13 protein-coding genes and 1 other RNA gene are annotated in these 15,677 nt (G+C 65.4%); 9 read left to right on the top strand and 5 right to left on the bottom strand.

Going from position 1 to position 15,677, the window contains the following annotated elements:
• Positions 1-16: 16 nt before the first annotated feature.
• Genes AC51BJ_RS09205 through gyrA form a run of 5 tightly spaced genes read right to left on the bottom strand, consistent with a single transcriptional unit; the run spans position 17 to position 6,790 of the window.
• Positions 17-895: a prephenate dehydrogenase gene (locus AC51BJ_RS09205; RefSeq protein ID WP_496280024.1), complete on the bottom strand. Its 879-nt coding sequence runs from the start codon at positions 893-895 to the stop codon at positions 17-19.
• Complete coding sequence (gene hisC, locus AC51BJ_RS09210; RefSeq protein WP_496280025.1) at positions 892-1,989, bottom strand: histidinol-phosphate transaminase; 1,098 nt, start codon at positions 1,987-1,989, stop codon at positions 892-894. The genes AC51BJ_RS09205 and hisC overlap by 4 nt, the downstream gene beginning before the upstream one ends.
• Positions 1,986-3,086 (bottom strand): prephenate dehydratase, encoded by a 1,101-nt coding sequence (pheA, locus tag AC51BJ_RS09215; RefSeq protein WP_304006980.1) that lies wholly within the window; start codon positions 3,084-3,086, stop codon positions 1,986-1,988. The genes hisC and pheA overlap by 4 nt, the downstream gene beginning before the upstream one ends.
• Positions 3,087-4,172 (bottom strand): 3-phosphoserine/phosphohydroxythreonine transaminase, encoded by a 1,086-nt coding sequence (gene serC, locus AC51BJ_RS09220; RefSeq protein ID WP_304006978.1) that lies wholly within the window; start codon positions 4,170-4,172, stop codon positions 3,087-3,089.
• Positions 4,173-4,180: 8 nt separating this feature from the next.
• The gene (gene gyrA / locus AC51BJ_RS09225; protein WP_496280026.1) at positions 4,181-6,790 is read right to left on the bottom strand and encodes a DNA gyrase subunit A; all 2,610 of its coding nucleotides are present in this window, start codon (positions 6,788-6,790) and stop codon (positions 4,181-4,183) included.
• Between the two features lie 177 nt (positions 6,791-6,967).
• On the opposite strand from gyrA, the gene AC51BJ_RS09230 reads away from it, so the two are divergent.
• The 9 genes from AC51BJ_RS09230 to AC51BJ_RS09270 all read left to right on the top strand — a co-directional run bounded on the left by AC51BJ_RS09230 (position 6,968) and on the right by AC51BJ_RS09270 (position 15,606).
• Positions 6,968-8,299 (top strand): TRZ/ATZ family hydrolase, encoded by a 1,332-nt coding sequence (locus tag AC51BJ_RS09230; protein ID WP_430435603.1) that lies wholly within the window; start codon positions 6,968-6,970, stop codon positions 8,297-8,299.
• A gap of 140 nt (positions 8,300-8,439) precedes the next feature.
• Positions 8,440-9,183, top strand: a complete 744-nt coding sequence (locus AC51BJ_RS09235) for an OmpA family protein (RefSeq protein WP_496280027.1) — start codon at positions 8,440-8,442, stop codon at positions 9,181-9,183.
• 132 nt (positions 9,184-9,315) lie between these two features.
• Positions 9,316-10,023 (top strand): bifunctional 2-polyprenyl-6-hydroxyphenol methylase/3-demethylubiquinol 3-O-methyltransferase UbiG, encoded by a 708-nt coding sequence (gene ubiG / locus AC51BJ_RS09240; protein ID WP_425762578.1) that lies wholly within the window; start codon positions 9,316-9,318, stop codon positions 10,021-10,023.
• The gene (locus tag AC51BJ_RS09245) at positions 10,016-10,675 is read left to right on the top strand and encodes an HAD-IA family hydrolase (protein WP_496280028.1); all 660 of its coding nucleotides are present in this window, start codon (positions 10,016-10,018) and stop codon (positions 10,673-10,675) included. Before ubiG ends, AC51BJ_RS09245 begins: the two co-directional genes overlap by 8 nt.
• 31 nt (positions 10,676-10,706) lie before the next feature.
• Positions 10,707-11,069: a transfer-messenger RNA gene (gene ssrA / locus AC51BJ_RS09250) on the top strand.
• A 340-nt stretch (positions 11,070-11,409) separates the two neighbouring features.
• Positions 11,410-12,732, top strand: a complete 1,323-nt coding sequence (locus AC51BJ_RS09255) for a diguanylate cyclase domain-containing protein (RefSeq protein ID WP_496280029.1) — start codon at positions 11,410-11,412, stop codon at positions 12,730-12,732.
• Between the two features lie 87 nt (positions 12,733-12,819).
• A complete protein-coding gene (locus AC51BJ_RS09260) occupies positions 12,820-13,953 on the top strand; it encodes an alpha/beta hydrolase family protein (RefSeq protein WP_496280030.1) in 1,134 nt (377 codons plus the stop codon).
• A 179-nt stretch (positions 13,954-14,132) separates the two neighbouring features.
• On the top strand, positions 14,133-14,642 hold the full coding sequence (locus tag AC51BJ_RS09265; RefSeq protein WP_496280031.1) for a sigma-70 family RNA polymerase sigma factor: 510 nt from the start codon (positions 14,133-14,135) through the stop codon (positions 14,640-14,642).
• Between the two features lie 46 nt (positions 14,643-14,688).
• A complete protein-coding gene (locus tag AC51BJ_RS09270) occupies positions 14,689-15,606 on the top strand; it encodes a FecR domain-containing protein (RefSeq protein WP_496280032.1) in 918 nt (305 codons plus the stop codon).
• The last annotated feature ends 71 nt before the right edge of the window (positions 15,607-15,677 follow it).

The following is a 15,677-nucleotide window of genomic DNA, read 5'->3' on the forward strand; positions in this document are numbered from 1 at the left end:
GCGCCTCGTGTTGTGTTCAGCCCTGGCGTTGCGCCCAGGCGGTACGTGCTTCACGCGCGGTACCGATCAGCGACTCGAGGCCGGCGGCATCGCCGGATTCGATCAGCGCGCGGTAGCGTGCAAGTTCGGTTTCGTAAGCGCTCAGTTCGGTCAGCAGCGCCTCGCGGTTGGCGAAAAAGATGTCGCGCCACATCTCCGGATGGCTGCCGGCGATGCGTGTGAAATCGCGAAAGCCACCACCCGCCAGATTGAAGATCTCTTCGGCGTTCGGGCGCGCAGCCAGTTCCGACACCAGCGCGAAGGACAGCAGATGCGGCAGATGGCTGACCGACGCCAGCCAGCGATCATGGTGCTCGGGCGTCGTCACGGTCAGCAGCGCACCGCAGGCCAGCCAGGCCTGGCGCACCAGTTCGATGGCCGCGCCGCCGTTCTCCGCCAGGGGCGTCAGCACGACACGGCGCCGCTCGTACAGATCGGCACGTGCTGCCTGCGGGCCACTCTTCTCGGCACCTGCGATTGGATGACCGGGTACGAACTGACGCACACGCTCGCCGAAGCAACGGCGGGCCGCCGCCACGACGTCGCCCTTGGTGCTTCCGGCGTCGGTGACCACCGTGTGCGCCGGGAGGTGAGGCAGCATCGCCGACATGACCGCCTCCATCTGGCCGACCGGCATCGCCAGCAGCACCAGATCGGCGCCCGCGAGCGCAGCGGCCCAGTCGGATTCGGCGCGATCGATCAGCCCGAGTTCGAGCGCTTCACGCTTGCTGTCCGCACTGCGGCCAACACCGACGATTTCACCGACCTGGCCGGCCCGGCGCAGCGCGGCGGCAAAGGAGCCGCCGATCAGGCCGACGCCGACAACGACCAGACGTCCGATCAGTACGTCACTCACGCCAGCGCCTTTTTCAGCGCATCGATGAAGCGCGCGTTCTCGGTTTCCAGTCCGATCGACACCCGCAGCCACTCGGGCATCGCGTAGCCGGCAATCGGCCGCACGATGACGCCCTGCTCCAGCAGCCGGCGGTTGACGGCTGCACCATCACCGGCGCGGAAAGCGATGAAGTTACCGTAGGAGCGGATGTAGCCGATGCCGGCCGCGTCGAAGAAGGCTTCCATCTGCTTCAAGCCGGCCGCGTTCAGTTCGGCCGAGCGGCGCACGAAGTCCTGGTCCGCCAATGCGGCGACGGCTGCCGCCAGACCGACGTTGGTGACGTTGAACGGCTGACGCACCCGATTGAGCAGGTCGATCACGTCCGGCTGGCCGATGCCGTAGCCGACGCGCAGACCGGCCAGACCATAGGCCTTGGAGAAGGTGCGCGACACCAGCAGGTTCGGGTAGCGCTCGATCCAGCGCGCGCTGTCGTAGGCCAGATGCGACGGCAGATACTCGCTGTAGGCCTCGTCCAGCACCACCAGCACGTCGCGCGGCACGGCGGCGACGAAACGTTCCAGCGCACCGGCCTCGATGAAGGTACCGGTCGGATTGTTCGGGTTGGCGATGAACACGACGCGCGTGTCGTCGCGGATGGCCGCGCGCATCGCGTCGAGATCGCAGCCATAGTCGAGCGCCGGCACTTCGATGCCGGTGGCGCCCGCCGCCAGCGTCGCCAGCGGATAGACAGCGAAGGCGTGTTTCGAATAGACGGCGCTGCTGCCGGGACCGAGCAGCGCGCGGGCAACCATTTCGAGAATGTCGTTCGAGCCGTTGCCGAGCACGATCTGGTTCATCGCGACATCGTGATGCCGCGAAACCGCCTGCTTCAAGTCGAAGCCGTTGCCGTCCGGATAGCGCGGCACGTCGGCAATCGCCGCCAGCGCAGCGGCCCTTGCCTTATCGCTCATGCCCAGCGGATTCTCGTTGGACGCCAGCTTGACGATGCCCGCCTCGTCCAGCCCCATTTCGCGGGCCAGTTCCGAAATCGGCTTGCCCGGCTGGTAAGGGGAAATCGAACGGATGTGCGCCGAAGCGCGGTCGAAAACGCTCATGAACTGCTCACGGAAACGGGATAGGAACCGAGCACCTTCAACGACCCGGCCTCGGCACGGATGCGTGAGAGTGCTTCGCTCACCGCAGGTTCGCTCTGGTGACCTTCGATATCGACATAGAAGACATACTGCCAGCCACCATTACCGAAACCGCGCACCGGGCGCGACTGCAGCTTGGTCATGCTGACGCCCTGCTCGGCCAGCGGTTGAAGCAGACGCACGACAGCGCCCGACTTGTTCTGCACGGTGAAGATCATCGAAGTCTTGTCGCGGCCCGACGGGCCGGCATCGTGCTCGCCGATCACCAGGAAGCGCGTCGTATTGGCCGGATCGTCCTCGATGTTCGCCGCAAGTATCTTCAGGCCGTAGGCGGCCGCGGCCGCCTCGCCGGCAATCGCCGCAGCGCGTTCTTCCTCCGACGCACGGATCGCCGCCTCGGCATTGCTGGCCACGGCGATGACCGGCACGCCGGGCAGATTGCGATTCAGCCACTCGTGGCACTGCGCCAGCGACTGCGCGTGCGAGTAGACGCAGCGGATGTCCTTCAGAGAGGTATCGCGCGTCATCAGGTTCTGCTCGACACGCAGCATCACCTCGCCGCACACCATCTGTGTCGTGCTGAGCAGCATGTCCAGCGTGCGACCGACCGCGCCCTCGGTCGAATTCTCGACCGGCACGACGCCGTAGGACGCGTTGCCCGACTCGACAGCACGGAACACATCGTCGATCGTGGCGTGCGGCAGGAAGGTCGGGGCGGAACCGAAATGGCGACGCGCCGCGCTCTCCGAGAAGGTGCCGACCGGTCCGAGAAAGGCGACCGTCAGCGGCTGTTCCAGCGCCAGACAGACCGACATGATTTCGCGGAACACCGTCTTCACCGCCTGCGGCGGCAGCGGGCCCGGATTGTCGTCTGCCAGCCGGCGCAGCACCTGCGCTTCGCGCTCCGGGCGGTAGATGTTGCCGTGCTTGATTTCGCCGATGCGGTGCGCGTGCCGTGCGCGCTCGGAAATGAGCTGCAGCACCTGGGTATCGATCGCATCGATGGCGTCGCGCAGTTTCAGTAATTCGTCGTTCGAGCTCGGATCGGAGGCCATCATTCAACCGTGTCTGCGTTCAAATTCAGTCATGTATTCGGCCAGCTCGCGCGCGCCGTCCAGCGGCATCGCGTTGTAGAGCGACGCGCGTATGCCGCCGGTCGCGCGATGACCTTTCAGGTTCAGCAGGCCGCGCCGGCGCGCACCGTCGAGAAAGCGTGTCTCCAGCCTTGGCTCGCGCAGGAAGAAGGGCACGTTCATGCGCGAGCGCGAGGCGGGCTGGATACGGTTCGTGTACAGCCGGGAGGCGTTCAGCACGTCGTAGATGCATCGGGCCTTGGCCGCGCTGCGGCGCGCCATCTCGGCGACACCGCCCTCCTTCTTCACATACTCGAACACCAGCCCCGCCACCCAGATGGCGAAGGCTGCAGGTGTGTTGTACATCGAATCCCATTCGACGTGCCGCGCGTAATTCATCACCGACGGCACGCCGCTGCGCACGCGGCCAAGCAGGTCGTCACGGATGATGACGATGGCCAGGCCGGCCGGACCGATGTTCTTCTGCGCACCGGCATAGATCAGGCCGAAACGCGCGACATCCAGCGGCTGCGACAGAATGTTGGACGACATGTCGGCCACCAGCGGTACGTCTCCGGTGTCCGGATAGTCGGCGAACTCGACGCCGCCGATCGTTTCGTTGGCGCAGATGTGCACATAGGCCGCGGCCGGGTCGAGCTGCCAGCCGGCGCGCTCGGGCACGCGGTCGAATTCGCTGGCCGCGGCACTCGCTGCGATGCGCACATTCACCAGCGAGCTCGCCTCGGCCATCGCCTTGTCCGACCAGTAGCCGGTGTGGATGTAATCCGCACTCTGCCCCGGTTGGGCAAGGTTCAGCGGCACCATCGCGAAATGCGGCGTGGCACCGCCGTGCAGGAACAGAATGTGGTGCGACGCGGGCACCCCCAACAGTTCGCGCAGGTCGGCCTTGGCGCGGGCGTGGATCTCGGCAAAGTGCTCGCTGCGATGCCCGAGCTCCATCGCCGAATAGCCTTCGCCGCGGAAGTTCTGCCACTCGCGCGCGATACGTTCGATCACCGCGTCCGGCATCATGGCCGGACCGGCGCCGAAGTTGTACGCGCGCGCACGCATCGCCCTTCCTATTCCTCGCCCTCGCCGGCTGCGGCGTCCGCGTCGGTATCGATGTCGGCGTCCACTTCGGCGTCCTGCTCGCTGTCGCTCTCGATCACCTTTTCCAGACCGGCCAGCAGCGTGCCGTCATCGAGGTTGATCAGCGTGACGCCCTGGGTCGAGCGCCCCATTTCGCGGATATCCACCACCCTGGTGCGGATGAGCACGCCACCGGTCGAGATCAACATGATTTCGTCGGTCGGCTCGACCAGCACCGCGCCGACCACGCCGCCGTTGCGCTCGCTGGTCTGGATCGCGATGACACCCTTGGTGCCGCGGCCGTGCTTCGGGTATTCGGTGACGCGGGTGCGCTTGCCATAGCCGTTCTCGGTCGCGGTCAGCACACTCAGCTCGTCGTTCTTCGACACCAGCATGCAGATCACGCTCTGGCCGTCCTCCAGCATCATGCCGCGCACACCACGCGCGGTTCGGCCCATCGGGCGCACGTCGGCTTCAGCGAAGCGCACCGCCTTGCCAGCGTCGGAGAACAGCATGATGTCGTCCGAACCGTCGGTTATGGCCACGCCGATCAGCGCGTCGCCCTCGTCGAGATCGACAGCGATGATGCCGGCCTTGCGCGGGTTGCCGAAGTCGGCCAGCGGCGTCTTCTTCACGGTACCTCGACCGGTGGCCATGAATATGTAGTGATCCTCGTCGAACTCCTTGACCGGAAGCACCGCGGTGATCTTTTCGCCATCGAACAGGGGGAACAGGTTCACGATGGGCTTTCCGCGCGAATTGCGCGAGCCCTCCGGCACCTCATAGACCTTGAGCCAATACACACGGCCGCGGTTCGAGAAACACAGGATGTAGTCGTGCGTATTGGCGACGAAGAGCTGGTCGACAAAGTCGTCTTCCTTCACCGCCGCCGCCTGCTTGCCGCGCCCACCGCGCTTCTGCGAGCGGTAATCGGCCAGCGGCTGGCGCTTGAAGTAGCCGCCGTGCGACAGCGTGACCACCATGTCCTGCTGCGCGATCAGGTCCTCGATGCCGAGATCCTGCGTGTGCACGATGATTTCCGACTTGCGGCCGTCGGCGAACTGTTCGCGGATCTGGCGCATTTCGTCGGAAATGATCCAGTTGATCCGCTCCGGGCGGGCCAGGATGTCGAGCAGGTCGATGATCTGCTCGATCACCTCCTTGTACTCCGACATGATCTTTTCCTGCTCCAGCCCGGTCAGGCGGGCCAGCTGCATGTCAAGAATGGCCTTGGCCTGCGCGTCCGACATGCGATAGCCGTCGGCGAAGGAGCCGAATGCGGCGTCCAGCCCATCCGGGCGGAAAGCTTCGGCGCCGGCGCGGGCCAGCATTTCGTCGACCAGCGGCGACTTCCAGGCGCGGTCCATCAGCGCCACCTGCGCTTCCGCACGCGAAGCCGATGCCTTGATCAGCGCGATGATTTCGTCGATGTTGGACAGCGCAACGCCCAGGCCTTCCAGCACGTGGCCCCGCTCGCGCGCCTTGCGCAGTTCGAACACGGTGCGGCGGGTGATCACCTCGCGCCGATGCGACAGGAAGCAGTCCAGCATGTCGCGCAGGTTCAGCAGACGCGGGCGGCCATCGACCAGCGCCACCATATTCATGCCGAAGGTGTCCTGCAGCTGGGTCAGCTTGTACAGGTTGTTCAGGATGACTTCCGGCACTTCGCCGCGCTTCAGCTCGATCACCACGCGCATGCCGGACTTGTCCGACTCGTCACGGATGTCGGAGATGCCTTCGACCTTCTTCTCATTCACCAGCTCGGCGATGCGCTCAAGCAGGGTCTTCTTGTTCACCTGATACGGCAGTTCGTCGACGATGATGGCCTGACGGTTGCCGCGGTCGATGTCCTCGAAATGGGTGCGCGCGCGCATCACGACGCGGCCGCGACCGGTCAGATAGCCCTCGCGTACGCCCGAAAGCCCGTAGATCAGGCCACTGGTCGGGAAATCGGGCGCCTGCACGATGTCGATCAGCTGCTCGATCGTCGTTTCCGGCTCTTTCAGCAGCAACTGGCAGGCGTCGAGTACTTCACCGAGGTTGTGCGGCGGGATGTTGGTCGCCATGCCGACCGCGATGCCGGCGCTGCCGTTGATCAGCAGATTGGGGATGCGGCTGGGCAGGACCAGCGGCTCCTGCTCCTTGCCGTCGTAGTTCGGCCCGAAATCGACCGTTTCCTTGTCGATGTCGGCCAGCAGTTCGGCCGCGATCTTGTCCAGACGGCACTCGGTGTAACGCATCGCCGCCGCGTTGTCGCCGTCGACCGAACCGAAATTGCCCTGACCGTCGATCAGCGTGTAGCGCAGCGAGAAGTCCTGCGCCATCCGGACCAGCGTGTCGTAAATCGCCGAATCGCCGTGCGGGTGATACTTACCCATCACGTCACCGACCACACGCGCGCACTTCACATAAGGACGGCTGTGCGTGATGTTCGCTTCGTGCATCGCGAACAGCACGCGTCGATGCACAGGTTTCAGGCCGTCGCGCACATCGGGCAGCGCGCGGCCGACGATCACGCTCATCGCGTAATCGAGATAGGAGTGCCGCATTTCGTCTTCGAGCGAAATGGGCAGTGTTTCCTTGGCAAAAGATGTGGTCATCGGGGGATCGGGCGGACGTCGGCTGTCTGTTGAAATGAACCCGGCGCGTTGGAAACCGCCGGTTTGTTCAGCCAAACCGCAAGTTTAACATGCGCTTGCATCGACCTCGGGGCCCTCAGCGGGCAGCCGCCGGACTACACTGCGCCACCTGAATCCAGAGAGCCGAATCCGTCTGCCATGCAGAGCCACGAAGCCCAGACCGACATCGACCTGCTGATCGAAGCCCGCTGGGTCATCCCGGTCGAGCCGGCCGGCGTCGTCCTCGAACATCACGCCGTTGCGGTGCAGGACGGGCGTATCGCCGACCTGCTGCCGTCGGACGAGGCGCGCCGCCGCTACCGGCCGCGCACGCTGCGCACCTTGGGCGAACATGTGCTCACCCCCGGACTCATCAACCTGCACGCTCACGCCGCGATGAACCTGCTGCGTGGCTACGCCGATGACCAGCCACTGATGCGCTGGCTGACCGAACATATCTGGCCGGCCGAACAGAAGCACGTGAGCCACGACTTCGTGCGCGACGGCACCCTGCTCGCCTGCGCCGAAATGCTCCGCGGTGGCGTTACCACCTTCAGCGACATGTACTTCTTCCCTGATGCAGCGGCCGAAGCGGCGCTGGAGGCGGGCATGCGCGCGGCGCTGGGCATCGTCGTACTGGAATTCCCGAGTGCCTGGGCGGCCGATGCCGACCAGTATCTCAGCAAGGGTCTTGCCGTGCGCGATCGCTTCAAGCACGAACCTTTACTGCACTTCACGCTGGCGCCGCACGCGCCCTACACCGTTTCAGACGCCACTTTCGAACGCGTCCGCACACTGGCCGAGCAACTGGATCTGCCAGTCCACATGCACATCCACGAAACCGCTGACGAGATCGAACAGGGTATCGCGCAACATGGCGTGCGCCCGCTCGAGCGACTGCGCCGGCTTGGCCTCCTCGGCCCCAACCTGATCGCCGTTCATTCGGTGCACCTGACCGACGACGACATCGCCCTGCTTGCCCGCGAAGGCGCCAGCGTGGCGCACTGTCCGACGTCGAACATGAAGCTGGCCAGCGGCGCAAGCCCGACCGCCGCGCTGGCTGCGGCCGGCGTCAATGTCGGGCTGGGCACCGACGGTGCCGCCAGCAACAACCGGCTGGACATGTTCCAGGAGATGCGGCACGCCGGACTGCTGGCAAAGCTCACCTCTGGCGACGCGGCCGCCCTTGCAGCCGGACACCTGTTGCACATGGCAACACTAGGTGGCGCCCGCGCGCTGGGCATCGATGCTGAAACAGGTTCCATCCGCCCCGGCAAGAGTGCTGACCTGTGCGCAGTCAGTCTCGACGACGCGACGACACGCCCGTGCTACTCACCCGTTTCGCATCTTGTCTATGCTGCGGGCCGGGAACACGTGACCGATGTATGGGTCGCAGGAGAAGCGCGCGTGGAGAATGGAAGCTTGTTGCACCTGCACAACAACGATTTGAAGGCACGTGCGCGCCTGTGGCAAAATCAGGTGGCTCTATAACGGCTTGCGGCCTTGTTTTTATGCATCGCTGCCCGGCAATACCACAGTCTTACGTGGGTTTGCCGCCAGTTTTGCCTGTCAGGTCCAAGACAGGCGGGCAGGCCGGTTGACAACCGCTTCAAGTTTTATAAGAGGGGATCATGCTCAAACAACTGACGCAAAAACCGCTGCTCATCGCCCTGCTGGCCGCCACGGCCGGTTTCGCCTCCAACGTGTCGGCCATGGAAGACATCAAGGTCGACCCGGCAATGAAGGCCCACATTCCCTATGTGATCGACGCCCGTGGCGTCGTCGCCCGCAGCGCCGACGGCCTGTGCTGGAGAACCGGTTACTGGACGCCGGCCTACGCTGCCTCGATCCCGGAAGTCGGTTGCGCCTGCGACAAGGATCTGCTGCCGAAGGACGTCTGCGAGAAGCCGGCTCCTGCCGCCGCCCCGGCGCCGAAGGCTGCCGAGCCGGCTCCGGCCCCCGCTCCGGCTCCGAAGCCCGCTGCGCAGAAGGTCACCCTGTCGGCTGACGCCCTGTTCGATTTCGACAAGGCCACGCTGCGTCCGGAAGGCAAGTCCAAGATCGACGACGCAGTCAGCAAGCTGAGCTCGATCGACCTGGAAGTCATCATCGCCGTTGGCCACGCCGACCGCATCGGCAAGGACAAGTACAACCAGACCCTGTCGGAAAAGCGCGCTGCCGCCGTCAAGGACTACCTGGTGAGCAAGGGCGTTGAAGCCAACCGCGTCTACACCGAAGGCAAGGGTGAAGCCCAGCCGGTGACCGGCGACAGCTGCATGAAGATGGGCAAGGAACACCGCAGCAACAAGAAGCTGGTGGACTGCCTGCAGCCGGATCGTCGCGTTGAAATCGAGATCATCGGTACCCAGAAGTAATCGGGTTCCCGATCTCGTCAAAAGCCCTGCATTCGTGCAGGGCTTTTTTTCGCCCGTCGCCAACCGGATTGCGGCATTACTATCGTTACCCCGGTCGTGAAACCTCGCGCACGCCAGACTGTCCTTTCGCTCATGACGACACATCAGAACGCCGACCCGCTCGAACTGGAGAAATTTTCGGAGCTCGCCCACCGCTGGTGGGATCCGGAGTCCGAGTTCAAGCCGCTGCACGACATCAATCCATTGCGTCTGGACTGGATAGACCGCTGCGTCGGCCTCACCGGCAAGCGCGTGCTTGACGTCGGCTGCGGTGGCGGCATCCTCGCCGAGAGCATGGCGGTGCGCGGCGCCAGCGTGACCGGTATCGACCTCGGCGAGAAGGCACTGTCGGTCGCGCGCCTGCACCTGCTGGAAAGCGGGAACCGCGTCGAGTACCTGCTCGAATCGGCCGAGGACCACGCCCGGGCGCGCGCCGCTCAGTACGACGTGGTGACCTGCATGGAAATGCTCGAGCACGTGCCCGATCCTGCCAGTATCGTGCGCGCCTGCGCGACTCTGGTACGGCCCGGCGGCACGGTGTTCTTCTCGACGCTGAACCGCAATCCCAAATCGTGGCTGTTCGCGGTGATCGGCGCCGAGTACGTGCTGCGCCTGCTGCCGCGCGGCACCCATGAATACGAAAAGATGATCAAGCCGTCGGAACTGGCGCGCGACGCGCGCGACGCCGGCCTGCGCGAAGCTGAACTGATGGGCATGAGCTACAACCCGTTCACCAAGGTCTACTCGCTCGGCAAGGACACTGCGGTCAATTACCTGATGCGGTGTGTACGCGATGAATGAGCCGCGCACACGCGGCGTGCTGTTCGATCTGGACGGCACGCTGGCCGACACCGCGCCCGATCTCGGCGGCGCACTCAACCGCCTGCGCATTGAACGCGGTCTGCCCGAGCTTCCTGCCGACACCCTGCGCCCGCATACCTCGGCGGGTGCCCGCGGCCTGATCGGCGCAGGTTTTGGCGTGACACCGGACGATGCTGGCTACGCAGAACTGGCGGACCGATTCCTGACGCTCTACGCGTCCGCGATCTGCGTCCATACCCGGCTGTTCGACGGCATGGGCGAAGTTCTGACCCGGTTAGAGCAGGCGGCCATCCCTTGGGGTGTGGTCACCAACAAGGCGGCTCGCTTCACCGTGCCCCTTATGCGCGAACTTGGCCTGCACGAGCGTGCCGCGAGCATTGTCAGCGGCGACAGCGTGCCGGTGCCCAAACCCGATCCGGCAGGTTTGCGCCTGGCGGCGAGCGAACTGGGCGTCGAGGTCGGAGACTGCATCTACGTCGGCGACGACGAACGCGACATCCAGGCGGCGCGCGCTGCCGGCATGCGCTCGGTGACCGCAGCCTTCGGCTATCTGGGCTGCGCCCGCCACCACAGCGAGTGGGGCGCCGACCACACCATCCATCACCCGCTCGAACTTCTGCCCCTCTTGTAATCGATCGAGGTGGTACCATCTATCGCTCACTGGGGGCGACCTGGTCTCGACGTGGGTCGCGAAGCAGCGCAGGGCATACCGAGGGTCGGAGTACCTCGTAAATCCAACCGAAAATTAGATAGTCGCCAACGACGAATCTTACGCTCTGGCCGCTTAAGGCCGGACGCTGCACCGACTGATTAGCGGGTCGGGCCGGGCAACCGGTCGCAGCGCCATTAACAGCTAAAGTAAGGATGCACTCCGCCGCGTGGTGCATCACGAAAATCAAGCGGATCGCCTTTCATCAGCCTGCCGGGTCGGCGGGTGACGGGTTAGATCAAATGGCCAGGCTAAGTATGTAGAACTGTCTGTGTAGGGCTTGCGGACGCGGGTTCGATTCCCGCCGCCTCCACCACCATATCAGGGCTCGGATCTCGTTCCGGGCCCTTTTTCCTGTCCGATCGCACCGTGATCGGGACGCGCTGACAGGGTTCGTCTCCGCGGCCGCAGTCGGACGTCTCTTGCTTGCGGCACCTGTCCGGGACCGCCGCCCGGAAGCTCTTCCGATGTGCACTTCGCATCATCCGGAGCGCTCGCACGGTTGCGCCGCCCGGTCTTCCGGCCGAATATCCACCCTGGAGCGGATTATGCCGCCGGCGATGAAGCCCGCCGGCCATGCGCCGCCCGTGCGTGCAGCCCGGTGAGTATGCGGGCTTCCTCCAGACCTTGGAACCGATATGCGGAGAGCGCCCGGAATGCACGGCGAGCAACACAACCCCGACATTGACCTCGAGAGGACGGACGACGCGTCGCCGGTCATCCTTGTGGCCGACGACGATCCCATCATCCCGCTGATGGTGAACAAGGTGCTGTCCACACGCGGCATGAGGATGCACGCCGTGGCAGACGGCCTCGCCGCGATCGAGGCATTCCGCGAGGCGCCGCCCGATCTGGCGCTGCTGGACGTGCACATGCCGGGTGCCGACGGCTACGAAACCTGCGCCCGCATGCGCGAACTGGGCGGCGAAGATACCTGCCCCATCATCATCATGACGGCGAGCGACGATGCCGCATCGGTGCAACGCGCCTTCGCCGTCGGCGCGAGCGACTTCCTGACAAAGCCGATCAGCTGGACCCTGCTGCCGCATCGCATCCGTTTCGTGCTGCGTGCCGCGGAGGCCGCCCGTCGGCTGCGCGAGTCGCTGCGTCGCTCGGAAATCCTGTTCGCCACCTCGGCCGAGGGCATCCTGATCGTCGACGTGGCAACCCGTCGCTGTGTCGACGCCAATCCCGCGCTGTGCGCCATGCTGGGCTACTCAAGAGACGAGATGCGCACGCTTGAGTGGCGCGATCTGCAGCCTCCGGAACTGTATCCCGCCAACGTGGAGCAGTTCGCGCGCTGTGCCGGCATCGAGAGCGGTCGTCTCGAAGGCGCGCTGATGCGCCGCAAGGACGGCGTGCTCTTCCATGCCGACATCACGCACAACCTGATCGATATCGATGACCGCCGCTGTCTGGCCGGCTTCTTCGTCGATGTCACCGAGAAACGCCTGGCCGACGAAGCATTGATGCGTCGTGCCAGTCATGACGCGCTGACCGGCCTGCCCAACCGCGCGCTGCTGCTCGAACGTCTGGCGCAGGCACTCAAGCAGGCGCAGCGGCGCATGGCGCGCGTCGGTCTCCTGTTCGTCGATCTGGATCGCTTCAAGGAGGTAAATGACGAACACGGGCACGCCGTCGGCGATCTGCTGCTGAAGGAGGTGGCCGATCGGCTGCAGCGCGAATTGCGCGGCGAGGACACTGTTGCGCGACTGGGCGGCGACGAATTCGTCGTGCTGATGCCGCTGCTGGACAACGAGCCGCAGCCCTGCGCCCAGCTTGCGGCACGCATCGTCGGTGCGCTCGGCAGCGCCTTCGAGGTGAGCGGCCACACGCTGCACATCGGCGCCAGCATCGGCATCGCGCTCTATCCGGACGACGCCGACAACTCGGCCGCCTTGATGGACTGTGCCGACGAGGCGATGTACGACGCCAAGCGCGCCGGCCGCGGACAGTATCGCCGTTACCGTTCGTCCTGACTTGTTTCTGCAGCCGCGGCCGCGCTGTTGCATTGCAACATGTGTGTCCGCATACTGAATCGTCATCGACATTCCCGGACGACCCTCATGCGACTGCACGGTCCTCTCCACGCCGTTTTCGTCGCTCTGCTCCTTGCCGCATTCCCCATCCGCACTGCGATGGCCGAGGCGCCGCCGGTGCTCGACCGGATCGAACGTACCGACTTCACCGTGTCCGGCCTGTCGTCCGGCGCCGCCATGGCGGTCCAGCTGGGCGTTGCGCATTCGTCGCGGGTACGCGGCATCGGCATCGTGTCGGGGCCGCCCTATCTGTGCGCCCAGGGCTTCGTGACGCGTGCCACCAATGACTGCCTGGTGCTCGGCCGCGACCGGCTGCGCGAGCTGTTCGGCCCCTTGTTCGGACTGTCACTGTTCAGTTCCGGCGAACGCGACATCGACGTGGATGATCTGGTGAGCGATACGCGCAAGCTGGCGCAACAGCGGCGGATCGATCCGGTCGACGGCATCGCCTCGCAGCAGATATGGGAGTACCGCGGGCAGGACGATCGCGTCGTCGGCGCCAAGGCGTCAGCCGCCCAGCACACCTACTTCCGCGCCTTCGATGCCGCGCCAAAACGGGGCGAGCCGCGCTCGACGCCGCACACCATGCCGACCAGCGACCCGGCCCAGGGCAGTTGCGACGCCCGCGACGAGGACTACGTCAGCGGCTGCGACTTCGATGCTGCCGGCGAACTGCTACGTCATCTGCGCCGTCGGCCAGACGCGCGGCCGAATGCCGGTAACGGCCGCTGGTACGTGCTCAAGCAGGCCGACTTCGTGCCGGCCGGCCCGGGCGATGCGCAGACCCGGCGTCGCGCGCTGGGCCTCGCGGAGGACGCACGCGTCTATGTGCCCCAGCGCTGCGGCAGCGAAAGCTGCCAGATCCACGTCGCACTGCACGGCTGCAAGCAAGGCATGAGTGACACCACCTACCGCGCCTTTACCGAGGGCGCCGGTTACGTCCGCTGGGCCGGTCCGTTGAAGCTGGTGCTGCTGTTCCCGCGGGTCGGCGCCATCGAACCGTTCGAGCGCGGCCTGTGGGACAGCGTCGGCAACCCGATGGGTTGCTGGGACTGGTGGGGCTACACCACGCCGGGCGATCTGTACGGCTACGCAACGCGTGAAGCGCCGCAGATGCGCACCATCATCAACATGGTCGATCACCTCGGTCGACGGCAATAGGCAGACCATGGGCGGATCGCCCGGCGCGCAGCCGGGCTGGCGTGGTCGGGCATAGGGTCGGGAAGATGTCCCTTTTCGCCCAGGCCCACAACCGGGACATTTGGCCGCCAGCGACTGCCTGACGGCACGGTGAGACCGGATTCGTCAGGCGCTTTCCGACACTGCCCCCCCGCCTTGCCATGCAGAAGACTGCCGACGACACCGGGTTCACGTCCTTCTATCTGGATCACCAGCCCTGGCTGATAGGCTGGCTGGCGCGTCGCATGAACTCGCGCATCGATGCCGCCGACCTCGCCCAGGACACCTTCGTCAGCGTATGGACAACTACGCCGTCACATCCGCTGGAGCGCATCGTCGAGCCGCGCGCCTACCTGGCCACCATTGCCCGTCGCATCCTCATCAACCTCCGGCGCCGTCAGTCGCTCGAGAAGGCCTATGTCGAAGCGCTGGCTCACTTGCCTGAAGACTTTGCCATCAGCCCTGAGGAACGGACTGTGCTGCTGCAGACGCTGCAGCAGATCGACGACCTGCTGACGCGTCTACCCGGCCGCGTACGCGAGGCCTTCCTGCTGTCGCAACTCGAGGGCCTGACCTATGCCGACATCGCCGCCCGCTTCGGCAGCAGCGAACGCACCATCAAGCGCTACATGGCCGAGGCGATGATCCACTGCCTCGAACACATCGATTGATGCGATGGCGCCCTACCCTACTCCAATCGAGCGGCCGGATGGCGCGGTGCTGCGCGAAGCCGCCGAGTGGCTGCTGCGCATGCAGGAAGGTCCGCTGAGCCCCGAAGAGCAGCAGGCCCTGGACAGTTGGCGTGCGCGCAGCGCCCTGCACGCGGCGGCTTGGCAGCGTGCCGAAAAACTCCAGCGCGCATTGAGCGGCATCCCACCGAAGCTCGGCATGCATGTGCTCGGTGACGACCGCCGCGTGGCGCTGAAAGCGCTCTCGGTCGCTCTCGCATCCGGGTCGGTGGCCACGCTGTCCTGGCAGTTCCTGCCGTGGGACGGGTGGCTGGCAGACCACCGCACCGCCGTCGGAGAACGCCGCACAGTCGCACTGGCGGACGGCAGCACCCTGCATCTGAACACCGACAGCGCGGTCGACGTCCGTTTCGACACACAGGAAAGACGCCTCCTGCTGCAGAGAGGAGAGATCCATGTCGAAACCGCCGCGGACAGCAGCCACCGCCCCCTCGTCGTCGACGTCGAACATGGGCGGATGCGCGCATTGGGCACGCGTTTTACGGTGCGACGGGACGCGCAGACCACCTATCTCGGCGTCAGCGAGGGTGCCGTCGAGGTCCGGCCGGCGGATGCGCCGGGCCACGCACTGATCATCGAGGGCGGCAGCGAGACCTTCTTCGGGCACGACAGGGCGTCGCCACCGCGACCGCTGGACGACAACGCCCTCGCCTGGCTGGAGGGCACGCTGTACGCCGACCACATGCCGCTGCGGCAATTCATCGATCTCTTGTCGCGTTACCGCAGCGGGGTGCTGCGCTGCGATCCGGCCGTCGCCGACATGGCGATTTCCGGCGCCTTCCAGCTCGACGACCCCGACCGCATCCTCGACAGCCTGCAGCGCACGCGTCCGCTGCGCATCGTCTGGCGCACCCGCTATTGGGGTCTCATCCAAGCGGCAGGCTGAGAGATTTCGTCCGGGCTGTCACCTTTTGCTGTGCTCGATTGACCTGTCCTGCAGGAGAGCGTCATCGAGGA

Source organism: Methyloversatilis sp. S146-33 (genome assembly GCF_059552495.1).